At 64.3% G+C, this 24,380-nt stretch carries 19 protein-coding genes and 1 pseudogene; 7 read left to right on the forward strand and 13 right to left on the reverse strand.

Features of this window, described 5'->3' with window-relative positions; translation table 11 throughout:
* Nucleotides 1-334: 334 nt before the first annotated feature.
* From amiE to urtA, 8 genes and pseudogenes are all read right to left on the reverse strand, one after another.
* Nucleotides 335-460, reverse strand: a pseudogene (gene amiE, locus P0R31_RS25250) (aliphatic amidase); the annotation flags it as partial.
* A gap of 34 nt (nt 461-494) precedes the next feature.
* A complete protein-coding gene (locus P0R31_RS25255) occupies nt 495-872 on the reverse strand; it encodes an FmdB family zinc ribbon protein (RefSeq protein ID WP_275516989.1) in 378 nt (125 codons plus the stop codon).
* A gap of 111 nt (nt 873-983) precedes the next feature.
* Complete coding sequence (gene fmdA, locus P0R31_RS25260; protein WP_157285379.1) at nt 984-2,213, reverse strand: formamidase; 1,230 nt, start codon at nt 2,211-2,213, stop codon at nt 984-986.
* Nucleotides 2,214-2,240: 27 nt separating this feature from the next.
* Entirely contained in the window at nt 2,241-2,930 is a 690-nt protein-coding gene (urtE, locus tag P0R31_RS25265) for an urea ABC transporter ATP-binding subunit UrtE (protein ID WP_036002119.1), read from the reverse strand.
* A 225-nt stretch (nt 2,931-3,155) separates the two neighbouring features.
* The gene (urtD, locus tag P0R31_RS25270) at nt 3,156-3,911 is read right to left on the reverse strand and encodes an urea ABC transporter ATP-binding protein UrtD (protein ID WP_275516990.1); all 756 of its coding nucleotides are present in this window, start codon (nt 3,909-3,911) and stop codon (nt 3,156-3,158) included.
* A gap of 10 nt (nt 3,912-3,921) precedes the next feature.
* A complete protein-coding gene (urtC, locus tag P0R31_RS25275; protein WP_275516991.1) occupies nt 3,922-5,064 on the reverse strand; it encodes an urea ABC transporter permease subunit UrtC in 1,143 nt (380 codons plus the stop codon).
* A gap of 17 nt (nt 5,065-5,081) precedes the next feature.
* Nucleotides 5,082-6,008 carry an urea ABC transporter permease subunit UrtB gene (gene urtB, locus P0R31_RS25280; protein WP_036002129.1) on the reverse strand — a complete coding sequence of 309 codons (927 nt, stop codon included), beginning with the start codon at nt 6,006-6,008 and terminating at the stop codon, nt 5,082-5,084.
* A gap of 145 nt (nt 6,009-6,153) precedes the next feature.
* Nucleotides 6,154-7,413: an urea ABC transporter substrate-binding protein gene (urtA, locus tag P0R31_RS25285; RefSeq protein WP_275516992.1), complete on the reverse strand. Its 1,260-nt coding sequence runs from the start codon at nt 7,411-7,413 to the stop codon at nt 6,154-6,156.
* 169 nt (nt 7,414-7,582) lie between these two features.
* Here urtA and P0R31_RS25290 point away from each other — a divergent pair, with 169 nt between their 5' ends.
* A complete protein-coding gene (locus P0R31_RS25290; protein ID WP_275516993.1) occupies nt 7,583-10,954 on the forward strand; it encodes a hybrid sensor histidine kinase/response regulator in 3,372 nt (1,123 codons plus the stop codon).
* Nucleotides 10,938-11,864, forward strand: a complete 927-nt coding sequence (locus tag P0R31_RS25295; protein WP_430516859.1) for a response regulator — start codon at nt 10,938-10,940, stop codon at nt 11,862-11,864. The genes P0R31_RS25290 and P0R31_RS25295 overlap by 17 nt, the downstream gene beginning before the upstream one ends.
* A 230-nt stretch (nt 11,865-12,094) precedes the next feature.
* Here P0R31_RS25295 and P0R31_RS25300 read toward each other — a convergent pair whose 3' ends face one another.
* On the reverse strand, nt 12,095-13,597 hold the full coding sequence (locus P0R31_RS25300; protein WP_275516994.1) for a flavin-containing monooxygenase: 1,503 nt from the start codon (nt 13,595-13,597) through the stop codon (nt 12,095-12,097).
* Nucleotides 13,598-13,722: 125 nt separating this feature from the next.
* Entirely contained in the window at nt 13,723-14,481 is a 759-nt protein-coding gene (locus tag P0R31_RS25305; RefSeq protein ID WP_275516995.1) for a S1 family peptidase, read from the reverse strand.
* Nucleotides 14,482-14,585: 104 nt separating this feature from the next.
* Between P0R31_RS25305 and P0R31_RS25310 the strand changes: the two genes are divergently transcribed.
* A complete protein-coding gene (locus P0R31_RS25310; protein ID WP_275516996.1) occupies nt 14,586-15,221 on the forward strand; it encodes an HAD-IA family hydrolase in 636 nt (211 codons plus the stop codon).
* A gap of 122 nt (nt 15,222-15,343) precedes the next feature.
* On the opposite strand, the gene mtnA is transcribed toward P0R31_RS25310, so the two are convergent.
* The 3 genes from mtnA to P0R31_RS25325 form a co-directional block, all read right to left on the reverse strand.
* A complete protein-coding gene (gene mtnA / locus P0R31_RS25315) occupies nt 15,344-16,450 on the reverse strand; it encodes an S-methyl-5-thioribose-1-phosphate isomerase (protein WP_275516997.1) in 1,107 nt (368 codons plus the stop codon).
* 30 nt (nt 16,451-16,480) lie between these two features.
* The gene (locus P0R31_RS25320; protein ID WP_275516998.1) at nt 16,481-17,356 is read right to left on the reverse strand and encodes an S-methyl-5'-thioadenosine phosphorylase; all 876 of its coding nucleotides are present in this window, start codon (nt 17,354-17,356) and stop codon (nt 16,481-16,483) included.
* Nucleotides 17,357-17,442: 86 nt separating this feature from the next.
* Entirely contained in the window at nt 17,443-17,715 is a 273-nt protein-coding gene (locus P0R31_RS25325; RefSeq protein WP_275516999.1) for a phosphopantetheine-binding protein, read from the reverse strand.
* 359 nt (nt 17,716-18,074) lie between these two features.
* Between P0R31_RS25325 and P0R31_RS25330 the strand changes: the two genes are divergently transcribed.
* From P0R31_RS25330 to P0R31_RS25345, 4 genes are all read left to right on the forward strand, one after another.
* On the forward strand, nt 18,075-19,292 hold the full coding sequence (locus tag P0R31_RS25330; RefSeq protein WP_275517001.1) for an acyl-CoA/acyl-ACP dehydrogenase: 1,218 nt from the start codon (nt 18,075-18,077) through the stop codon (nt 19,290-19,292).
* Nucleotides 19,293-19,348: 56 nt separating this feature from the next.
* On the forward strand, nt 19,349-20,329 hold the full coding sequence (locus tag P0R31_RS25335) for an amino acid--[acyl-carrier-protein] ligase (RefSeq protein WP_275517003.1): 981 nt from the start codon (nt 19,349-19,351) through the stop codon (nt 20,327-20,329).
* A 41-nt stretch (nt 20,330-20,370) separates the two neighbouring features.
* Nucleotides 20,371-21,246, forward strand: a complete 876-nt coding sequence (locus P0R31_RS25340; protein ID WP_275517005.1) for an acyl-CoA acyltransferase — start codon at nt 20,371-20,373, stop codon at nt 21,244-21,246.
* A gap of 227 nt (nt 21,247-21,473) precedes the next feature.
* Nucleotides 21,474-24,341 carry a PAS-domain containing protein gene (locus P0R31_RS25345; protein WP_275517007.1) on the forward strand — a complete coding sequence of 956 codons (2,868 nt, stop codon included), beginning with the start codon at nt 21,474-21,476 and terminating at the stop codon, nt 24,339-24,341.
* Nucleotides 24,342-24,380: the final 39 nt, after the last annotated feature.

Here is a 24,380-nt window from a genome sequence, read left to right on the forward strand (position 1 = left end):
GTGTTACTCCGACGCGAGCAACCCAGCCCGCTCGATGGCAACCAAGCCCCCACGCTATTCCCCTTACCCCCGGCCGCTCCCAGCGGCGCCGGGTGGAACTTAGGCCATGAGGACGGCCAGTAGAACTACGGTGTATCGAGAATCCGCCAAACGGACTGCGTCTTGGGCCGATTCAACGGTCCATGTTGCAACCGCGCCACGGTTTGCGGAATGCCATTTATCATTCCGCGCATGCACAGATGTCTCAGGCGATCGATGCATATCAATCGCCCTTCACGTCAATGGCCGATCATCCTCGTATCCAGCTCCGCTCAACGTGCCCTGCCGGCGATCGCTAGTAGTTGGACGCCGCCGATCCATTCGGAATGCCCTCGATCGGACACTCGTCGGTGCCCGGTGTCGCGCGGGTCATCGCCTCGACCATGTCGCGGGTGCCTTCGGGGTCCCTGATCCAGTTCTTGTCGAGCGCTCCTGTCGTTTGATGCTGGCGTGGGTTAGTGGCTGATCATCCAGGGGCGCGCGGTCGGAAAGCCCTTGGCGCCGCTCCTGGTCTTGGTCATCAGCCGCGCGGGCTTCTTCCTGTCCGTCGTGCCCTTGTCCTTCACTGTCTTGCCCGAGGAGCAGCAGCCGCAGCCCGGGCCATGGGAAGCCTTGTATTGCGCCAGCGTTTGCGGTGCGTGCGTGCTGCGCTCGTTGACCGCGTGCGCCTTGCGCTTCTCCGCAGGCATGCAGAAGAAGTTCGGCGCCGTCAGGATGACGCGGGGCGCCATCGTCTCGCAATGTGGGCAGCTCTGCGGATCGTCGCATTCCGCCATCGGCCGCAGATCCTTGAAGGGACCGCAATCGTCACAGAGATATTCGTAGACCGGCATCGCATCACCTACGCTCTTGCCTGTTCACCCAACTCGCTGCCACCGTGCGTGTGGAGACAGCCCCTCACCCCGAACCCTCTCCCCGTGAGAACGGGGAGAGGGAGCGCGGCGTCATTTGTCCGGCGAGATCGGCATCTGAATGTCGCCGGTGATGTGCTTGATGGGTCCGGCCGCCGATGGCATGACGTCGAAGTCGAAAATCTCGGTCGGCAGCCATAGCGTGGCGCAGGCGTTGGGCACGTCGACCACGCCGGAGATGTGGCCCTGGCACGGCGCGGTGCCGAGGATCGAATACGCCTGGGCGCCGGAATAGCCGAACTTCTTCAGATACTCGATGGCGTTGAGGCAGGCCTGGCGATAGGCAATGTGGACGTCGAGATAATGCTGCTTGCCGGCCTCGTCGACCGAGATGCCTTCGAAGATCAGATAGTCCTTGTAGTTCGGCGTGATCGGCGACGGCTTGAAGATCGGGTTCTTGATGCCGTATTTCGACATGCCGTCCTTGATCACCTCGACCTTGAGATGCAGCCAACCGGCCATCTCGATCGCGCCGCAGAAGGTGATCTCGCCGTCGCCCTGGCTGAAATGCAGGTCGCCCATCGAGAGGCCCGCGCCCGGCACATAGACCGGGAAGTAGATCTTCGAGCCGCGCGAGAGATCCTTGATGTCGCAATTGCCGCCATGCTCGCGCGGCGGCACGGTGCGCGCACCCTCCGCGCCGATCTTGGCTTTCACATCGCCCTTGGCGCGGCCGCCATGGGCGGTCGGCGCGAACGGCGGATTGGCAAGTCCGGGCACGCGGGTCGGGTTGGTCGAGATCAGCTCGGCCTCGCGCTTGTTCCAGGTTTCCAGCATCTTCGGATCGGGCAGACAGCCGATCAGACCGGGATGGATCAGGCCGGCGAAGTTGACGCCGGGCACGTGGCGCGACGAGGTGTAGAGGCCCTTGATGTCCCAGATCGACTTCTGCGCCAGCGGGAAATGGTCGGTGAGAAAGCCGCCGCCGTTCTGCTTGGAGAAGAAGCCGTTGAAGCCCCACAGGCTCTCCTTGAGCGGACCGACGTCGAGCAGGTCGACGACGAGGAGGTCGCCGGGCTCGGCGCCCTTGACGCCGATCGGGCCGGAGAGGAAGTGCACGATCGACAGGTCGATGTCGCGCACGTCGTCCGCGGAATCGTTGTTCTTGATGAAGCCGCCGGTCCAGTCATAGGTCTCGATGATGAAATCGTCGCCGGGATTGACCCAGGCCACGATTGGGATATCGGGGTGCCAGCGGTTGTGCACCATGTCATTTTCATAGGCCGACTTGGTGAGATCGACCTTGATCAGTGTCTCTGGCATCGAGATGCTCCCCTTTTACACGGTTGGTTAGACGGACAGATATTTCGAGACCTGCGCGGCATCGACGGCGTCGCGCGGATCGTCGCGCACGATCTCGCCGTTCTCGATCACCAGCACGCGATCAGCGATGTCGAGCGCGAAACTGAGGACCTGCTCGGAGACGACGATCGACAGCCCCTTCTCGTCGCGGATGCGCTTCAGGGTGCGCGCCATCTCCTTGATGATGGAGGGCTGGATGCCTTCGGTCGGTTCGTCCAGCAGCAGCACCTTCGGCTTGGTGGCGAGCGCACGCGCGATCGCCAATTGTTGTTGTTGCCCGCCGGAGAGATTGCCGCCGCGGCGGCCCTTCATCTCGAGCAGCACCGGGAACAATTCGTAGATGTCGTCAGGCACCTCGGAGCCGCCGGAGACGACGAGCCCGGTCTCGATGTTCTCCTTCACCGTCATGGTGGAGAAGATCATGCGGCCCTGCGGCACATAGGCGAGGCCCTTGGCGACGCGCTCAAAGCTCTTGAGGTTGCCGAGCTCGGCGCCGTCCATGTTCACCGAGCCGCTTTTGGCCGGCAGGATACCCATCAGCGACTTCATCAGCGTGGTCTTGCCCATGCCGTTGCGGCCCATGATCGCGACGATCTCGTTCGCCGCGACCTTGACGTTGAGGCCGTGCAGCACCTCGCTCTGGCCGTAGGCGACGTGGAGATCGGAAATAGCCAGCATCAGCGTGCTCCTAGGCTCGGCGTGTCTCTTTCCTTCTCCCCTTGTGGAGAAGGTGTCGCGGACGAAGTCCGCGACGGATGAGGGGTCTGCATCGGTGGACGCGAGAGGCAGTTGGATCAGCGGAGAGATACCCCTCACCCGGATCGCATCTGACGATGCGATCCGACCTCTCCCACAAGGGGAGAGGTGCACCGCCGATGCCGCTACAAACTCTTTCGCCATCTCTCAATGCCCCAGATACACTTCGATGACCTTGGGATCGTTCTTGACCTTCTCCATCGTTCCTTCCGAAAGGATCTGGCCCTGGTGCAGCACGGTGACCTTGTGCGCGATGTCCTCGACGAACTTCATGTCGTGCTCGATCACCAGCACCGAACGGTTCTTGATGATGCGGTTGAGCAGCTCGGCGGTCTTGGCGCGCTCGGATACGCTCATGCCGGCGACGGGCTCGTCGAGCATCAAGAGGTCGGGATCCTGGATCAGCAGCATGCCGATCTCGAGCCACTGTTTCTGGCCGTGGCTGAGCTCGTCGGCATAGGTGTTGAGCTTGTCCTTGAGGAAGATCATCTCGGCGACCTCCTCGACCCGGTCCTTCACCGACTGGTCGCGCTGAAAGGTCAGCGAGCCGAACACGGTGCGGCCGCGCGGAAACGAGATCTCGAGATTCTCGAACACGGTGAGATCCTCGAACACCGACGGCGTCTGGAACTTGCGCCCGACGCCGGTCTGCACGATCTCGTTCTCCTTCATCTTCGTGAGCTCCTTGCCACGAAACTGAATCGAGCCCGAGGTCGCCTTGGTCTTGCCGCAGATCAGGTCGAGCACCGTGGTCTTGCCGGCGCCGTTGGGGCCGATGATGACCCGGATCTCGTTCTCCTCGACATAGAAGGAGAGATCGTTCACCGCCTTGAACCCGTCGAACGAGACGGTGAGGCCGGAGACCGCGAGCAGGAAGTCCTTGGGCTGATGTCCGATGAGCATGATCGCCTCCTCACTCTGCCGGTGCGCCGTCGGCAACGGAATTGTCGGTCCAGCCCGCCTTCGTCTTGCGCGAGGCGAACAGCCGGTCGATGCGCGGCTGCACGTAATCGGCCCAGAGCCCGGACAGGCCATTGGGGAAGGCAAGCACGACGGCGATGAACAGCGCGCCGAGACCAAACAGCCAGAGCTGGGGGAACGATTCCGACAGGCTGGTCTTGGCGAAATTCACCAGGATCGCGCCCCAGACCGCGCCGAAGATCGACATGCGCCCGCCGACCGCGGTGTAGATCACCATCTCGATCGACGGCACGATGCCGACGAAGGACGGGGACATGAAGCCGACATTGAGCGCGAACATGGCGCCGCCGATCGCGGCGAAGATCGCGGCCATGCAGAAGGCGAAGATCTTGAAATTGGCGACGCTGTAGCCGGAGAAGCGGACGCGATCCTCCTGCTCGCGCATCGCCACCAGGATGCGGCCGAGCTTGGTCAGGCGGATGAACTGCGCGATGCCGATGCAGGCGAACAGCAGCACCACCTCGACGAAGTACAGGATGATCTTGGCGTGGTCCGGCCGGATGTCCCAACCCTTGAGCGTGCGCAGATCGGTCATGCCGTTGATGCCGCCGGTATAGCCCTGCTGACCCACGATCAGGATGGTGAGGATGGCGGCGACGGCCTGGGTGATGATCGCGAAATAGGTGCCGCCGACGCGGCGCTTGAACATCGCGGTGCCGATGATCAGGGCGAACAGACCGGGCACCAGGATAATGGCGAGGATGGTGAAGGTGAGGCTGTGGAACGGCTGCCAGAACAACGGCAGCGCCGTGATCTGATTCCAGTCCATGAAATCGGGGATGCCGGGCGTCGACTGGATCTTGGTGTTCTCGACGCTCGAGGCCTCGAGCTTGAGGAACATCGCCATGCAGTAGCCGCCGAGGCCGAAGAACACGCCCTGCCCCAGGCTCAGGATGCCGCCATAGCCCCAGCACAACACGAGGCCGAGCGCGACGAAGGCGTAGGTCAGGTATTTCGCGACCAGGTTGAGGCGGAACACGTCCAGCGTCAGCGGCAGGATCACGAACAGCACGGCGGCGAGCGCAATGAAGCCCATCAGTTCGGATCGGTTGAAGAAGCGTGAGTTGATGATCATGACTTGCCTGCTTCTCGTTATTTGCGGACCTTGAGGGCGAACAGACCCTGCGGCCGCAGCATCAGGATGCCGACGACGGCGAGCAGCGTGAGCACCTTGGCCATCGAGCCCGACATGAAGAACTCGAGCGTCGATTGCGTCTGCGAGATCGAGAAGGCCGAGGCGATGGTGCCGAGCAGGCTGGCGGCGCCGCCGAACACGACGACCAGGAAGGTATCGACGATGTAGAGCTGGCCCGACGTCGGCCCGGTCGAGCCGATCATGGTGAAGGCGCTGCCGGCGACACCGGCGATGCCGCAGCCGAGGCCGAAGGTGTAGCGGTCGACCTTCTCGGTGTTGATGCCGACCGCGCCGGCCATGATGCGGTTCTGCACGACCGCGCGAACCTGGCGGCCCCAGCGCGACATGTAGAGAACATAGGCGACGGCAATGGTGATCAGCACGGTGAGGCACATCACGAAGACGCCGTTGATCGGCACTTCGATGCTGTCGGTGACGCGCAGCGAGCCCAGCATCCATTGCGGCAGCTCGACGCCGACCTCGCGCGCACCGAACACCGAGCGATAGGCCTGCTGCAGCATCAGGCTGAGGCCCCAGGTCGCGAGCAGCGTATCGAGCGGGCGCTTGTAGAGGTGCCGTATCAGCCCCCATTCCACCAACATGCCCAGCGCGCCGGAGGCGAGGAACGCCAATATCATGGCAAGGAAGAAGTAGCCGCTGAACAGGCTCGGCAAATAGGCCTGGAAGAGATTGGAGGTCATCCAGGTGACGTAGGCCCCGAGGATCATGAACTCGCCATGGGCCATGTTGATGACGCCCATCTGGCCGAAGATGATCGCAAGGCCGAGCGCCATCAGGACATAGACGGAGAACAGAATCAGTCCGGCAAACCCCTGCATGACGAAGATCGAGCCGAGGTCGCCAATCGAATAGTCGCCGAACATCCATGTCCTCCGTCGGGAAAGGGTCCCGCGTCGCGAGCAGGTTCGCGACGCGGGGGCTTGAGGCATGGACTTGCGATCCACGCCAGGGAGCTGCTCTGGTTTCTGGAGAAGAGGCGGAGAACGCCGCGACTTACTGGTAACGCTCTTACTGGTAGCCCTTGGGGAACGGATCCGGCTCGACGAGATCGGCGGTCTCGTAGATCAGCTCGAACTGGCCATCGAGCTTGGCGCGTCCCACCCGGGTTTTCGACCAGAGGTGATGGTTCTCGTGGATGCGCACATAGCCTTCCGGCGCGCCCTTGAACTCGACGCCCGTCGAAGCCGTCGCGATCTTGTCGACGTCGAAAGAGCCGGCCTTCTCGACCGTCAGCTTCCACAGCCAGGGGCCGAGATAGGCAGCCTGGGTGACGTCTCCGATCACCGTCTTCTCGCCCCACATCTTCTTGAACGCCGAGACGAAAGCCTTGTTGTTCGCATTGTCGAGCGACTGGAAGTACTTCATGCAGGCATAGGCGCCCGCGATGTTCTCGCCGCCGATACCGTCGATCTCGTCCTCGGTCACCGAGATCGTCAGCAGTGCCTGCTTGGAGAGATCGATGCCGGCCGCCTTGAGCTGCTTGTAGAAGGCGACGTTGGAGCCGCCAACGACGTCGGTGAAGATCACGTCCGGCTTGGTCAGCTTGATCTTGTTGATGACAGAGTTGAACTGCGTCGAGCCGAGCGCATAATATTCCTCGCCGACGACCTTGCCCTTGAGCACGTTCTCGACGTGCTTGCGCGCGATCTTGTTGGAGGTGCGCGGCCAGATGTAATCCGAGCCGATGAAGAAGAACGACTTGGCGCCCTTCTCCTTGGCGATCCAGTTCAGGCCGGCGAGGATCTGCTGGGTCGCTTCCTGGCCGGTGTAGATCACGTTCTTGGACTGCTCGAGGCCTTCGTAGAAGGTCGGGTAGTAGAGCATGCCGTTATACTGCTCGACGACCGGCAGCACCGCCTTGCGCGAGGCCGAGGTCCAGCAGCCCATGATCGCCGCGACCTTGTCGTTGACGAGCAGCTTCTTCGCCTTCTCGGCGAAGGTCGGCCAGTCCGATGCGCCGTCCTCCTGGATGAACTTGATCTTGCGGCCGAGCACGCCGCCGGCCGCGTTGATCTGCTCGATCGCGAGCTTTTCGGCCTGGATCGAGCCGGTCTCGGAGATCGCCATGGTGCCGGTCGCCGAATGCAGGATGCCGACCGTGACCTCGGTGTCGGTGACAGCCAGACCCGTGGTGTTGACCGCCGAGGTCGCCGGCGCCTGCGCGAATGACCCGCCCGGCAGCATGGTGATGGCCGGCACCGCGGCCATTCCCATCAATAATTTGCGCCGCAGCGGCGACAACAGGCCCTTGTTTGCTTCGTCTGACATGAGCACCCCACTTTTGTTCGAGAACACGCGATTGGTGCCGGTGAGGATGGCTCGAATTTATGCAGCCCACGCATACGCAAGATCGCGTATACTGCACCGCAAAATGCCGACGTAGGCTTCTGGTACGGAATTTGCGAGGGGTCCGGGTCCGTATCGGGAGTGGGGTTAAGTGGCAGGGCGGCAGCGAATAGACCGCGTCAGGCGCCAGTACAATCAATGGGTCGCCAACCAGACGCTGGAAGATTACGCCCTGCGCTTCACCGCCAAGAGCGCGCGGCGCTGGTCCGCCGCCCGCGTCGCCAACACGGCACTGGGCGCGATCTCGTTCCTGGCGATGGAGGCGATCGGCGGGACCATCACGCTGAACTATGGCGTCACCAACGCGACTGCCGCCATCGTCGTGGTTTCCGTCATCATCTTCGGCTGCGGGGTGCCGATTGCGTATTATGCCGCCAAATGCGGCATCGACATCGACCTGCTGACGCGGGGTGCCGGCTTCGGTTACATCGGCTCGACCGTCACCTCGCTGATCTACGCGTCCTTCACCTTCATCTTCTTCGCGATCGAGGCCGTGATCCTCGCATCCGCGCTCGAGATGTGCTTCGGGATTCCGCGGCCGGTGGGCTATCTCATCAGCGCCGTGGTCATCATCCCGCTGGTGGCCTACGGCATCACGCTGATCAGCCGCTTCCAATTGTGGACGCAACCGCTGTGGGTGATCCTTCACATCATTCCGTTTGCCGCGATCGCCTGGCACAACCCGCGCTCCTTTGCGGAGTGGCACAAGTTCTCCGGCGAGCACGGCGACCTCAACGGGCATTTCGATCTCCTGCTGTTCGGCGTTGCGGCCTCGGTCGTGTTCTCGCTGGTGGCGCAGATCGGCGAGCAGGTCGACTTCCTGCGGTTCCTGCCGCGCGACCGCCGCGCCTCCAGGGCCTCCTGGTGGATGGCGCTGATGAGCGCGGGGCCGGGCTGGATCGTGCTGGGCGCGCTGAAGCTGCTGGCGGGCTCGTTCCTCGCCTTCTTCGCACTCAGCCACGGCGTGCCGCCCGAAGAAGCCGCCGAGCCGGCGCACATGTATCTCGAAGCATTCCGCTACGTGCTGTCGCAGCCCGACCTCGCTTTGGCCTTGACCGGCACCTTCGTGATCCTGTCGCAGGTCAAGATCAACGTCACCAACGCCTATGCCGGCTCGATCGCCTGGTCGAACTTCTTCTCGCGCTTGACCCACAGCCACCCCGGGCGCGTGGTCTGGCTGGTCTTCAACGTCATCGTGGCCCTGCTGCTGATGGAGATCGGCGTCTACAAGGCCCTGGAGCAGACGCTGGCGCTCTATTCCAACGTCGCGATCGCCTGGGTCGGAGCGCTGGTCGCCGACCTCGTCATCAACAAGCCGCTCGGACTGCGTCCGCAGCAGATCGAGTTCAAGCGCGCGCATCTCTACGACGTCAATCCCGTCGGCGTGGGAGCGATGACAATCGCGACCATCGTCTCGATCAGCGCCTTCTACGGCCTGTTCGGGCCGACCGCGAAGGCACTGTCGGCCTTCATCGCGCTCGCGGCGGCCTTCCTCACGGCGCCGTTGATCGCCTGGGCCACGGGCGGCAAGTACTACATCGCGCGCAAGCCGAAGCGGAGCTGGCAGAACATCGAGGCGATCCAGTGCTGCATCTGCGAGCACTCGTTCGAGCCGGAGGACATGGCCTCCTGCCCCGCTTACGCCGGCCCGATCTGCTCGCTGTGCTGTTCGCTGGACGCGCGCTGCCACGATCTCTGTAAGCCGCATGCGAGATTCCAGGCGCAGGTGTCGGAAACGCTGGGCCGGCTGATGCCGCAGCCGATCTACGCCCGGATCAACTCGCAAGTCGGCCACTATATCGGCGTGTTCGTGGTCTCCGCCGGCCTGATCGCCCTGGTGCTGGGACTAATCTATCTACAGACGTCGGCGAACGTGCATGGCGACAACGAGCTCGTGTCCGACGTGCTGTGGAAGGTGTTCTTCTCGCTCAGCATCATCATCGGCGTGGTGGCGTGGCTGTTCGTGCTGGCGCAGCAGAGCCGCCGCGCCGCCGAGGCCGAGACGCGGCGGCAGACCACGCTGCTGATCCAGGAGATCGACGCGCACAAGCGCACCGACGCCGAGCTCCAGCGTGCCAAGGAAGTCGCCGAATCGGCCAACCTCGCCAAGAGCCGCTATGTGGTCGGGCTGAGCCACGAGCTGCGCTCGCCGCTCAATGCGATCAGCGGCTATGCGCAGCTGCTCGAGCAGGATACGAGCCTTGGTGCCAAGCCGCGCGACCAGGTCCGCGTCGTCCGCCGCAGCGCCGACCATCTCTCCGGCCTGATCGACGGCATCCTCGACATCTCCAAGATCGAGGCGGGGCGGCTGTATCTGTCGCGCGACGAGGTGCGCTTGAGCGAGTTCCTCGACCAGCTCGTCGGCATGTTCCGCCTCCAGGCCGCGGCCAAGGGCATCGACTTCGTGTTCAGGCGGCCGCCGACGCTGCCGCGGGTGGTCTATGCCGACGAGAAGCGGCTGCGTCAGGTGCTGATCAACCTGCTCTCGAACGCCATCAAGTTCACCCAGTCCGGCAGCGTGCAGTTCGTGGTGCACTACCGCAGCCCGGTCGCCGAGTTCGAGGTGATCGACACCGGCCCGGGCATCCAGGGCGGCGATCTCGAACGTATCTTCGCGCCATTCGAGCGGGGTGCGCTCGGCGCGTCGCAGCCGCAGACCGGCACCGGCCTCGGCCTCACCATCAGCCGCCTGCTCGCCGGCGTGATGGGCGGGGACATCAAGGTCACGAGCACGGTCGGCACCGGCTCGACCTTCAGGGTCAAGATCCTGCTCTCGGAGGTCGCCAATCCCCAGCGCATCGCGCCGGTGGAGGCGCCGGTCTCAGGCTATCACGGCCCGCGCAAGACCATCCTCGTCACCGACGACGATCCCGTGCATCGCGACCTCCTGCGCGAGGTGCTGACGCCGCTCGGCTTCATCCTGCTCAGCGCACCCGACGGCGCCGGCTGCCTCGCATTGGCGCAGCATTGCCGGCCCGATCTGTTCCTGCTCGACATCTCGATGCCTGCCATGGATGGCTGGGCGGTCGCCGAGGCCTTGCGCGCCAGCGGCCATCATCAGGCCCGCATCCTGATGGTGTCGGCAAGCGCGCTCGAGGCTCATGGCACGCCGCTGGCGCAGCCCTTCCACGACGGCTACCTGATGAAGCCGATCGACATCCCGCGGCTGCTGGCGACGATTCGCCAGCTTCTCAAGATCGAATGGCAATACGGCTCGCACGAGGTCGCGGTGCCGTTCTGGCATCCAGAGACCGGATCGAAGCCGCCGCTGCGGCACATCGAGGCGCTGATCGGGCTCGGCCGGATCGGTTACGTCAAGGGCATCCAGCTGAAGCTGGACGAGATCGGCAGCGAGCACCCCGAACATGCCGACTTCGTCGCGCAGATGCGGTCGCTGGTCGATCGCTTCGATCTCGACCAGTACATGGACACATTGAAGACGTTGCATGCTTATGAGCATTGAATCGAAGAAGCGCGACGTCGCGCTCGTCGTCGACGATTCCCCGGAGACGCTCCGGCTGCTCACCGACGCGCTCGACGGCGCCGGCATGACGGTGATGGTGGCGCTCGACGGCGCCGCGGCGATGCGCATCATCGACCAGATCACGCCCGACATCATCCTGCTCGATGCCGTAATGCCCGGCATCGACGGGTTCGAGACCTGCCGCCGGCTCAAGCGCGACGCGGGTCTCGCCAATGTGCCGGTCATCTTCATGACGGGTCTGGCCGAAACCGAGCACATCGTGCGTGGATTGGAAGCCGGCGGCGTCGACTACGTGACCAAGCCGATCGTGATCGAGGAGATGCTGGCGCGCATCCGGGTCCATCTCGGCAATGCCCGGCTGACCCAGAGCGCGCGCGCCGCGCTCGACGTCTCCGGCCGTTTCCTGTTCGCGGTCAATCGCCAGGGCAGCGTGTTGTGGGCGACGCCGCAGGCGCAGAAGCTGCTATCCGATCATCACGGCGCGCAGGCCGACGAGTTCGTGCTGCCGCCGGCGCTGCTGCAATGGCTCGAGCAGGCGAAGGCCAAGAGCGGCTCGAAATCCCAGGCCGCGTCGCTGCCCGACAATCCGCAGCTCCGCTTCTACTACATGGGCGAGACCGCGCCGAACGAATTCCTGCTGCGGCTGTCCAAGGAAGCCGGCACCGCGCTGCCGCCCGAATTCACCAGCGAGCTCGGCCTCACCACGCGCGAAGGCGAGGTGCTGGCTTGGCTCAGCAAGGGCAAGACCAACCGCGACATCGCGCAAATTCTGGGCCTCAGCCCGCGCACCGTCGACAAGCACCTGGAGCAGATCTACGCCAAGCTCGGGGTGGAGAACCGGACCGCCGCAGCCGCGATCGCCGCGAATGCGACCCGGCGGAATTCTTGAGCGTGGTGTAGATGAGTTGAGGCCCTGCCAACCGAGCAAATGGTGTCGTCCCGGACAAGCGCAGCGAAGCGGAGCGCCGATCCGGGACCCATAACCCCAGGGAGTAGTTTGGCGAAGGCTCGGAGTGACCACCTCGCTCTATAACCACCGCCTGGGAGTATGGGTCCCGGGCTCGCTTCGCGCCCCGGGACGACAGCGGCGATCGCTAACCTCGCCTTACATCGGCATCGTCAACTGTAGACGAAAGCCTTGTCGTCCAGATCCGTCTTCGGGATCTCGTCCTTCTCGGTCCAGTAATCCTGGCTGTGCTGCCATTCCGGCTTGTCGCCGCGCTTGGGCAACAGGTCCATGTTGCGCATCATGTAGCCGGGGTTGAAGTTTTCCGGATCGATCCAGGGCAGGATCGGCATGTTGTGGTCTTCGGGCCGCAGCTTGACCTCGACCTTCTTTGCACCCTTCGCCTTCATGTGGCCGAGCAGCCGGCAGACGAAATCGGCGACGAGGTCGACGCGCAGCGTCCAGCTGGCGCGGAAATAGCCGAACACCCAGACCATGTTCGGCACGCCCGTGAACATCATGCCGCGATAGGTGACGGTGTCCCCGAAGGCGAGTGGCTTGCCGTCGATCTCGAAGGCGATGTCGCCGAGCGCGGCAAGATTGAAGCCGGTGGCAGTGACGACAACATCGGCCTCGAGCAGCTTGCCGGACTTGAGCTGGATGCCGTTCTCGACGAAGCATTCAATCTCGTCGGTGACGACGGAGGCCTTGCCGCTGGCGATGCCCTTGAACAGGTCGGCATCCGGCACGAAGGCGATGCGCTGCCGCCACGGCCGGTATTTTGGCGTGAAATGGGTCTCGACGTCGTAGTCCGGACCGAGCACGGCGCTGATCTGGCCGATCAGCTCCTTCTTCACCTGCTCGGGCTTGGACACGCAGAGCTTGGTGAACGCATCCTGCTCGAACAGGATCTTGCGCCGCACGATCTCGTGGATCCAGGCTTCATCAACCTGCAGCCGGCGCAGCTCTTCCGCGATCTCGATGGCATTGCGGCCGAGGCGGAAATAGGTCGGCGAACGCTGCAGCATGGTGACATGGGCGCACTTGTTGGTGATGTTCGGCACCAGTGTTGCCGCGGTCGCGCCCGAGCCGATCACGACGACCTTCTTGTTCGCAAGATCGATATCGTCGGGCCAGGTCTGCGGATGGACGATGCGGCCCTTGAAGCGATCCATGCCCTTCCATTCGGGCGTGTAGCCTTCGGAATGGCGATAATAGCCCTGGCACATCCAGAGGAAGTTGGCGGTGAAGGTCCTGGGCTCGCCGGTGTCGGTCGTCACCGCGTCGATGGTCCAGAGATTCTGCTCGCTCGACCAGCTCGCGGAATTGATCTTGTGCTTGTAGCGGATGTGCCGCGCGATATCGTTGTCGTCGATCACTTCCTTCATATAGGAGAGGATCTCCTCGGCGGTCGCAATCGGCGGGCCGACCCAAGGCTTGAAGCTGTAGCCGAAGGTGTGGAGATCGCTGTCGGAGCGAATGCCGGGATAGCGATGTGTGCTCCAGGTGCCGCCGAATGTTTCCTGCGTCTCCAGGATGACGTAGCTCGTGCCCGGAAGCTGCTTCTGGATGTGATAGGCGCTGCCGATGCCGGAGATGCCGGCGCCGACGATCAGCACGTCGAAATGTTCAGAAGCCTGTTTGGCCGTGGCGTGACTGCGAACAGCGACATTCATTGTTGCTTCTATGCCTTGCTTGTCTTTGTGGCCATCCTTGATTGGACGACGCGTTTCCTCCGCGACGGGCATGATCGCCCGCCGCGCCTCCGCTTCAAAATGACATAGATCAAGTCGCGGTCAAATCACAGTGCCGCACCCCAGCTCCGCGCAGTCTGCAAGATCCAGTCGCGATAGAGCGTCAGCGGCGTCACGCCGGTCAAGCCGCCGCAACCGGCGGCGCTGTTCGGTCCTGTCGACCAGCTGATGAGGCCGACGAGCACGGGACCGTTCGGCCTGTCCTCGAACACGGGGCCGCCGGAATCGCCGGTGCAGGCGCCAATTCCGCCGCGAACACCGTTGGTTACGGGATCGACCAGACGGATCTGGAGCGTGCCGGGCTGTCCGGTTGCAACGAGGCCGGCCACGCGCGCGGTGCCGCCGCTCTTGCCGTCACCGCTAACGGTGACGCCGATGCCGGCGATGACGAAGCGGCTGCCGACCTGAATTGGAATCGTGGGCATGCCGACCGTCACTGTGGATTTTCCCTTCGGTGGAATTTCCAATTGCAGCAGCGCCACGTCGGCGGTGGCGCGATGCCCCTGCATCGCCTGCATGTTGAAGTTCGGATGGATCGCGACGGTGCGCACGTTCAGCAATTGCGGCTGGCCGTCGCCGCCGCGATCGACGACCTTGTAATCCGCGCCGGGCTGCACGCAATGGGCGACCGTCAACACCAGCCGCGGGGCGATCAGGCTGCCGGTGCAGAAATTGCCGCGCGAGCCGACGATGGTGACGACGGCGCGGGCGACGCCATCGGCCTGCGGCGTGCCGCCGCCGACGATGGCGTGAGCGGGAGCAGCGAGCAGCAGCGCAGCTGCGATGAAGGTGGCAAGCTTCTTCATGGGAACACGCATCGGCATCGGTGAAGGCGGGCGATTGCTTCAGACTGGCCCTTGCCGATAGCGCATGCTAGCCGTCTTGGAAAGCAACTGACGAGGGCAGGATAGTGGCGATCGAGGCGGTGATCTTTGATTTTGGCGGCGTGCTGACGAGCTCGCCCTTCGAGGCGTTCACGCGGTTCGAGACCGAGCGCGGCCTGCCCGCCGACATCATCCGGCGCACCAACGCCGCCAATCATCTGGAAAACGCCTGGGCCAAATTCGAGCGGGCCGAGGTCGACATCGAGACGTTCGACGCATTGTTCGCCGCCGAATCGCTCGCGCTCGGCGCGGAAGTGCGCGGCCGCGACGTGCTGCCGCTGCTGCAGGGCGATCTGCGCCCGGAGATGGTCGAGGCCCTGAAGCGCATCAAGGCGCAATTCAAGACCGGCTGCATCACCAACAATCTGCCGGCGAACGCCATCGGCAGCATGACGGGACGCTCCCTCTACATCGCCGAGGTCATGGTGCTGTTCGACCACGTCATCGAGTCCGCCAAGATCGGTCTGCGCAAGCCGGATCCGCGCATCTACCAGATGATGGTCGAGACGCTGAAGGTCGATCCGAACAATTGCGTCTATCTCGACGATCTCGGCGTCAACCTGAAGCCGGCGCGTCAGATGGGCATGATCACGATCAAGGTGACGAGCGGGGCGCAGGCGATCGGGGAGCTGGAGAAAGCGACGGGATTGAAGCTGAGCTAGAGCGTCACACTCCGTCATTGCGAGCGCAGCGAAGCAATCCAGACTGCCGCCGCGGAAAGACTCTGGATTGCTTCGCTACGCTCGCAATGACGGCGTGAGGGCATCTCACCTGGCAGGCTTGACTACTTCGACCCAGCAGCGATCCGCTCTGGGAACGCCGCCGCCAGCGAGTCACGATCCGCCTTCAGCACGCCGCGTTCGGTGATGAGGCCGGTGACGAGCCGCGCCGGTGTCACGTCGAAGCCGTAGTTCGCGACCGGCGAGTTGTCGGGCACGATGCGCACCGTCTCCAGCCGACCGTCCGCGGTGCGGCCGGTCATGTCGGTGACCTCCACGCCGCTGCGCTGCTCGATCGGGATGTCGCGGATGCCGTCATGAACGGCGAAATCGATGGTCGGCGACGGCAGTGCGACGTAGAACGGCACGCCGTTGTCATGCGCGGCAAGCGCCTTCAGATAGGTGCCGATCTTGTTGCAGACGTCGCCATTGGCGGCGACGCGGTCGGTACCGACGATGGCGAGATCGACCATGCCGTGCTGCATCAGGTGCCCGCCGGTATTGTCCGGGATCACCGTGTGCGGCACGCCGTGATGGCCAAGCTCCCAGGCCGTGAGCGAGGCGCCCTGGTTGCGCGGACGGGTCTCGTCGACCCAGACATGGACCTTGATGCCGCGCTCATGCGCAAGATAGATCGGCGCCGTCGCCGTGCCCCAGTCGACGGTGGCGAGCCAGCCGGCGTTGCAATGGGTCAGCACGTTGACCACCTCGCCCGGCTTCTTCGCCGCGGTCGCCTCGATCAGCTTCAGGCCGTTGTCGGCAATGCCGCGGTTGATCTCGACGTCCTGCTCGGCGATCTCATCGGCGCGCGCATAGGCTGCTTCCGCCCGTTCCACCGGACCGATCGGCGCGAGCGCCGCGCGCATCTCGTCCAGCGCCCATTTCAGGTTGATCGCGGTCGGCCGCGCCACGACCAGCGTGTCATAGGCGCGTTGCAGCCCGGCGTCGGAAGCGTCCTCGCGCATCGCGAGCGCCATGCCGTAGGCGGCGGTGGCGCCGATCAGCGGCGCGCCGCGCACCAGCATGTCCCTGATAGCAACGGCCGCATCTTCACACGAGGTCAGCCGCGCGACGACGAATTCATGCGGCAGCCGGCGCTGATCGATCGCGCCGACCGACCAGCCGTCGCGCTCGCGCCAGATGCTGCGGAAATGCTTGCCGTCGACCTTCATGGCATTCTGCCTTTTCGTTTTTCTTGCGTCTCACGCTCGCAGGATGCGCCCGGCCACCGCATCGAGCTTCTTCAGGAGCTCGGGATCGCGCGCCTCGGGCGCCGTAATCAGCGCGGTGTCGAGCGCACGGTCCGAACCGATCGGGCACGGCTCGTGCTCGCGCGGAAAATCCTTGGCCAGCCGCGCCACCAGCGCCTTGGCCTTGTCGGCGTTCGAATTCAGCACGCGGATGATGTCCTGCACAGTGACCGCATCGTGGTCGGGATGCCAGCAGTCGAAATCCGTCACCATTGCGACGGTGGCGTAACAGATCTCCGCCTCACGGGCGAGCTTGGCTTCGGGCATATTGGTCATGCCGATCACCGAGTAGCCCAGCGTCTTGTAGGTCATGCTTTCCGCGTAGGTGGAGAATTGCGGCCCTTCCATGCAGACATAAGTGCCGCCTCGCGCGATCGCGATGCCTTCCGCTTCCGCGGCGGCCGCCAGATGGATGCGCAGCCGCGGCGAGACCGGGTGCGCCATCGACACATGCGCGACGCAGCCGCGGCCGAAGAACGAACTCTCGCGCTTATGGGTGCGGTCGACGAACTGGTCGACGAGAACGAAGGTGCCGGGCGGCAGTTCCTCCCTGAAGGAGCCGCAGGCCGAGAGCGAGATCAGGTCGGTGACGCCGGCGCGCTTCAGCACGTCGATGTTGGCGCGATAATTGATGTCGGAGGGGGACAGCCGGTGCCCCTTGTCATGCCGCGGCAGGAACACGATCGGCAGGCCGGCGATGGAGCCGCGCCTTAAAGGAGCCGACGGCTCGCCCCAGGGGCTCTCGATCACCACTTCGCGCGCACCCTCCAGGCCGGGCAGGTCATAGATGCCCGAGCCCCCGATGATGCCCAATACCGCCTGCGTCATGCCTGCTCCACCCTGTCCGTCAATGTGACATGGTTAAGCTATGCCAGTTTTGCGGCGGATTTGGAACGGGGGGAGATGCGCCCCTGTTAGGCCGCGGTCGCCGGCTGGAGCTGCATCGCGACCATCCGCTCCAGCGTCTGCACGGACTGAAAATTCTCCGGCGTGATCTCGGACTGCGGGATGGTGAAGTCGAATTCGGCCTCGACGCCGAGCATGAGATTGACCATGTCCATCGAGGTCAGGCCGATATCGACGAGCTTGGCCGAAGGCGTAACGTCCGCGGTGAGCGAATTCTGTTCGAGGATGCCCTTCACCAGCTTGATGATGCGATTGCGCAAATCGGTATCAAAGGCCTGCATCGGCAAATTCCCATCTGTCTATCGGTGTCGGACCGGACTGCCGGCTACGATGGGTGCGGGCTGCCGGTCCTGCAATGGGCGGCACCAATACTTCGCGATTCTTAGTAAACGATGACTCAGATTGTCGGAAATCCAGGCTTCTTCCAGAGTCCTAACGCGATGCCGGAAAATCCGGTGATGCGAACAACCGGACCTTAACTGTTCGTTCGGAATTGGGTTTTGTTTACCCTCTATTTCATCGACGAATTTGAATTAAATCCGTAGCCTCGTCTCACAAGCAAAGATGGCTGGAGGATCGCTTCAAGCGGCATCGCGAATGATGGCGGCGATCTCGAACGGCAAACCGGAGGCGGACGAGCATGAACGTGCGTGAAGCAGTCCTCACTGTCGACGAAATGCAGACGAGCTTTCTCGAGCAGGGTCCCTCCCTGATCGAGCGCGCCGCCCGGACCGCCGCAGCGGCCGCGGCCGACGCCGACGGGGTCGATCGCGACGCCCGCTTCCCGCACAAGGCCTTCGACGTCGCGCGTGAGCAGAAGCTGCTCGGCGTGATGGTTCCGGTTGAATTCGGCGGCTTCGGTGCCTCGATCCATGACGTCACCGACATCTGCTACACGCTCGGACGCGCCTGCGCGTCCACGGCGATGATCTACGCGATGCACCAGACCAAGGTCGCCTGCGTCGTCAGGCACGGCCATGGCATCCCCTGGATGGAGACCATGATGCGCCGGGTCGCCCGCGACCAGTGGCTGCTCGCCTCCTCCACCACCGAAGGCCAGAACGGCGGCAACATCCGCGCCAGCGCGGCTGCGGTCGACCATGCCGGCGATACCGTCTCGCTGGTGCGCGACGCCACCGTGATCTCATACGGCGCCGAAGCCGATGGCCTCGTCACCATCGCCCGCCGCGCCACCGACGCCGCCGCCTCCGATCAGGTGTTGCTGGCGCTCGCCAAGGACGATTATTCGCTGAAGCGGACGCTGGGCTGGGAAACGCTCGGCATGCGCGGCACCTGCTCGACCGGGTTCGAGCTGAAGGTCGACTGCCCCGCCGACCGCGTCTTCCCGGAATCCTATGACAAGATCCACGCCCAGACCATGACGCCGTTCGCGCATCTGTGCTGGTCGTCGGCCTGGGCCGGCATCGCCGCTGCGGCGGTGACGCGCGCGCAGGCCTTCATCCGCAAGGCGGCCCGCGCGTCGGGCGGACAGATGCCCCCGGCCGCAGCGCACTTCACCGCCGCCAAGATGTCGCTGGCCAAGCTGCGCGCGCTGATATCAGCCAATATCGACGCTTTCTCCCGCGTCGAGCACGACGAGCGTGCGCTGGCCTCGCTCGACTTCCAGTCCTCGATCACGCTTTTGAAGGTGCAGGCCTCCGAGCTCGCGGTCGAGACCGTGATGCATGCGATGCGCACCGCGGGTCTTGCCGGCTACCGTAACGACGGCGACTTCACCATGGGCCGTCACCTCCGCGACGTGCTGTCGTCGCCGATCATGATCAACAACGACCGGATCCTGGCCAATGCCGCGACATCGACATTGATGAGCGGCGTGCCGGCGAGTCTTCGCGACTGACGTGCCTCTGCGACCGCTTCAACAAGAACATTTTTGAGATAGCAGGACATCGACCCATGAATATTGCCGTCCTCCCCAACTCGCCCACCACCGCGCCGCAGATGATCGATCCGCTCGATCATCTCGCCGACAAGCTGTTCCACCGGATGGGCGCCGATGGCGTCTATGCCCGCACCGCGCTCTATGAGGGCATCGTCGAGAAGCTCGCCGCGCTGATCACTGCTCATCGCGAGGCCGGCACCGAGGTGATGCGCTTCCCGCCGGTGATGAGCCGCTCCCAGCTGGAGAAGTCCGGCTATCTCAAGAGCTTTCCGAACCTGCTCGGCTGCGTCTGCGGCCTGCACGGCACCGAACGCGAGATCAACGCCGCGGTGAGCCGCTTCGATGCCGGCGGCGACTGGACGACTTCGCTGTCGCCGGCCGATCTCGTGCTGTCGCCGGCTGCCTGCTATCCGGTCTATCCGATCGCGGCGAGCCGCGGCCAATTGCCGAAAGGCGGCCTGCGCTTCGACGTTGCCGCGGATTGCTTCCGCCGCGAGCCGTCGAAGCATCTCGACCGGCTGCAATCGTTCCGCATGCGCGAATATGTCTGCATCGGCAGCCCCGACGACGTCGCCGATTTCCGCGAGCGCTGGATGGTGCGCGCGCAGAAGATCGCGACCGACCTCGGCCTCAGCTTCCGCGTCGACTATGCCAGCGATCCGTTCTTCGGCCGGGTCGGCCAGATGAAAGCGGTGAGCCAGAAGCAGCAGCAGCTCAAGTTCGAGCTGCTCATCCCGCTGCGCTCGGAAGAGCAGCCGACGGCGTGCATGAGCTTCAACTATCATCGCGAGCATTTCGGCACGACCTGGGGAATCCAGGACGCCAACGGCGAGCCGGCCCATACCGGCTGCGTTGCCTTCGGCATGGACCGTCTGGCCGTCGCCATGTTCCACACCCACGGCACCGATCTTTCCGCCTGGCCCGCCAAGGTGCGGGACGTCCTGAGCCTGCAGCCGCCTGTCGCGGCCGAGGCCCATGGCGAAGGTTGGCGCTAGAGCAACTCACGAGGCCGGCCATTTCCACGGGCAAGACGAGCGTGATCCATACCAAGGTCCGATGCCGCGAGATCACCGAGTCCGACGTCGACAAGATCGCGGACTTGCTGACGCGCGGCTTCTTCGGCCGTTCACGCGACTACTGGATTCAGGGCCTGCGCCGGCAGGCCTTCCGGGCCGTGCCGGAGGGCTATCCGCGCTTCGGCTACATGCTCGACGACGACGGCAAGCCGGTCGGCGTGCTGCTCTTGATCTACACCTCACGCAAGGAGGGCGAAGAGACCGCCATCCGGTGCAATTTGTCGAGTTGGTATGTCGACCCGGCCTACCGCAACTACGCGCCGCTGCTGACCAAGATCGCCCAGCGGCACAAGCACGTCACTTACTTCAACATCAGCCCGGCGCAGTGGACCTGGCCGATCATCGAGACGCAGGGCTTTCGCGCCTATTGCCGCGGCATATTCTTCTCAGTGCCTGCGCTGGCGCGCGTCCCGCGCTGGAACGAGATCGAGGTCATTCCGCCGCACGCCAAGGAGATCAAGGGGCTTTCCGAGGCGGAGACCGAGCTCCTGACGCGACATGCGCGCTACAATTGCCTTAGCCTCGTCTGCCGCACGCCGAAGGGAACCTTCCCCTTCATCCTGCAACCGGTGCGCATCCGCCGTGGTTTCATCGCACCGCCCGCCATGAAGCTGATCTATTGCCGGAGCACCGCAGAATTTGCCGAATGCGCCGGCCGCATCGGACGGCTGCTGCTGCGGCTCGGCAAGATCGCGGTGGCCGTCGATGCCGACGGCCCGGTTCCCGGCCTCGTCGGCATCTACACCGAGCGGCGCGGTCGGAAATACTTCAGGGGCCCGCACCAGCCACAGCTCGGCGACCTCACCGATACGGAGCTCGTGCTCTACGGGCCGTAGAGTCCCCCCGGCTCTGCAAATCTGTACGAGCGGAGCGGGAATATCGCCGCGCTCGTCCGGAGCTACGGCCTATCGCCTTGGCAGCGGGCGGTTTACGCGTGCGCTCACCATCGCCGGTCACCCTCCGTAAACTACGGCGCTTAAGGGAATTTTCCGGCCTGTTCGCTAGCCTCGGCGGCTGAATTAGGTTGCTTGAGTCTATTGCTGGCCGAGGCCCCGCCAATCCCATGATGTCGACCCGCGACAGCGAGCTTGGTACAGGCCGTGAGCAGGGCCCAGGCGCCCTGGTCGCGCTGAGCCAGCTTGCGCTCGACCACATGGAACAGGGCGTCTGCGTCTACGATGCCGACAACCGGATCGTGGTGACGAACCAGCGCTATCTCACGCTGTTCGACATGTCGGCCGAAATCGTGCGGGTCGGCACCAGCTATCGCGAGGTGCTCGCGCACAGCGCAAGCCGCGGCAACTTTCCGCAAGACCAGCTCGACGCGTTGTATTCGACGCGGATGGCGCAGATCTCCGCGGGCAAGCCGTTCCGCACCGAGCAAATGCTGGCGAGCGGCCTCGTCATGTCGCTCGAGCTGAAGCCGCTCCCCGGCGGCGGCTGGATGACGATCTGCGACGACGTCACCCGCCTCGCCCGGCTCGAGGCGGAACTGCGCGTGCAGACCGAGCGCAGCCAGCACGCGCTCGCCAACATGTCGCACGGACTGATCATGTACGACGTCGACAGCCGTGTCGTCGTCTGCAACGAACGGTTCCTGAAGCTCTACAACCTCGACCCCGAGATCGTGAAGCCGGGCGTCTCGCATTCCACGGTGATCGAGCACTGGATGTCGCGCGGCAACCTGCCGGGCATGTCGGGCGACGAATTCTACCAGAGCCGGCTGGAGGATGTGCGCAGCAGGAAGCCGAAGACGCTGCTGGTGATGCGCTACGACGGACGGATGGTGCAGGCGGTCTCCCGCTTCCTGCCCGACGGCGGCTGGGTGACGGTGCACGAGGACGTCACGGAGCGGCTGCAATACGAGGAAACGCTGCGGCAGCAGAATTTCATCCTCGATGCGGCGCTGGAGAACATGGCGCACGGGCTCGCCTTCTTCGACAGCGACATGCGGCTTCGGGTCTGCAACTCCACCTACCTCAAGATCTACCTGTTGTCGCCGGAGGAGACCCGCCCCGGCACCCACCTCGCCGAGCTGATCGAGCGATCGATAGCGAACGGCGCGTTCTCCCCGGAATACAGCCCGCAGCAGATCCTCAAAGCCGCCCGCGCGCGGATCGCGAGCCGTGATTCCTCGCCGATGCGCCGGCGCATGTCGAACGACACGGTGATCTCGGTGCGCTATTGCGCGCTGGCCGAAGGCGGCTTCGTCGCCACCTATGAGGACATTACCGAGCGCGAGCGTGCGATCGAGGAGCTGAGCGAGCAGTACCGCCGGTTCGACGCAGCCCTGAACAACATGAGCCAGGGTCTGTGCATGCTCGACGCCAGCCTGCGCGTGATCGTCTGCAACCGCCGCTATATCGAGATGTATGGATTGTCGCCGGAGATCGTGAAGCCAGGCGTCTCGATGCGCGAGATCATGGAGCACGCCTGCGAGCTCGGCATCCATCCGAACATGACCGGCGCCAAGCTCTATGCCGACTACGTCGAGAGGCTGCGCGAGGGCGAGCACACGCTGCACCGCCATTTGAGAGACGGCCGCATCATCAAGCTCAATCACAAGCGGATGGAGCATGGCGGCTGGGTCGTGACCTATGAGGACGTCACCGAGCGCCACAAGGCCCAAGCCCGGGTGGCGCACATGGCGCGACACGATTCGCTCACCGACCTGCCCAACCGCACGCTGTTCCGCGAGAAGATGGGCGAGGGACTGAACCAGGTCGCGATCGCCGGCGGCGCCATGGCCGTGCTGTGCTTCGACCTCGACAATTTCAAGACCGTCAACGACCGCCTCGGCCACGCCGCCGGCGACCGCCTGCTGCGCTGGGTCGCGGCGCGCCTCAAGGAGAATGTCGGTGAGCACGACACCGTGGCGCGGCTTGGCGGCGACGAGTTCGCCGTTCTCCAGCGCGGGCCGCAGCCGCAATCGGCCGAGGCGCTCGCCCGCCGCCTGGTCGAGATCATCGGTCATCCGCCGCCGCTGGAAAGCCAGTCGATCCATGTCGGCGTCTCCGTCGGCATCGCGATCGCGCCCGACCACGGACTCGATGCCGATGAGCTGATGAAATGCGCCGACCTCGCGCTCTACCAGGCCAAGGCCAAGGGGCGCGGAGCCTATCAGCTGTTCGAGCCCGAGATGGAGGAACAGGCGCGCAGCCGGCACGCGCTGGAGCAGGACCTGGTCGGCGCGCTGGAAGGGCGTGAATTCCACCTGGTGTTCCAACCGCAGATGCGGCTCGATTCCTCCGCGCTCACCGGCTTCGAGGCATTGCTGCGCTGGAAGCATCCCTCGCGCGGCTTCGTCTCTCCGGCCGAGTTCATCCCGATTGCGGAGGAGAACGGGCTGATCGTTCCGATCGGCGAATGGGTGCTGCGCACGGCCTGCGCCACCGCCGCGTCCTGGCCCGACGTCACCGTCGCGGTGAACCTGTCTCCGGTGCAGTTCCGCTCCCGCGGCCTGGTGGCGATGGTCACGAGCGCGCTTGCGGAAGCCGGCCTGCCGCCGCAGCGACTCGAGCTCGAGGTCACCGAGACGGCGCTGCTCGACGACAGCGAGGCGACCATCGACATCCTGCACCAGCTCCGCGCGCTCGGGGTGCGCGTCAGCCTCGACGATTTCGGCGTCGGCTATTCCTCGCTGAGCTACCTGCGCAAGTTTCCGTTCGATCGCATCAAGATCGACCGCTCGTTCGTCGGCACGCTCGGCGAAAGCCCGGAGAGCGTTGCCATCGTCAGGACGATCGCGAGCCTCGGCTCCGTGCTCGGGGTCGAGACCACGGCCGAGGGCGTGGAAACCGAGGAACAGCTCGACTTCGTCCGCGAATGCGGCTGCACCGCGGTCCAAGGCTATTATTTCGGCAAGCCGTGTCTCGCCTCGGAAGTCGGCCGCACCATCGAGACGCTGAACATGGTCCGGCGCGTGGCCTGACCGCTTCGGCCGCTCAAATTCCGCCTCTCGGCACGCGGC

Source organism: Bradyrhizobium yuanmingense, assembly GCF_029167105.1.
Taxonomy (GTDB): domain Bacteria; phylum Pseudomonadota; class Alphaproteobacteria; order Rhizobiales; family Xanthobacteraceae; genus Bradyrhizobium; species Bradyrhizobium yuanmingense_A.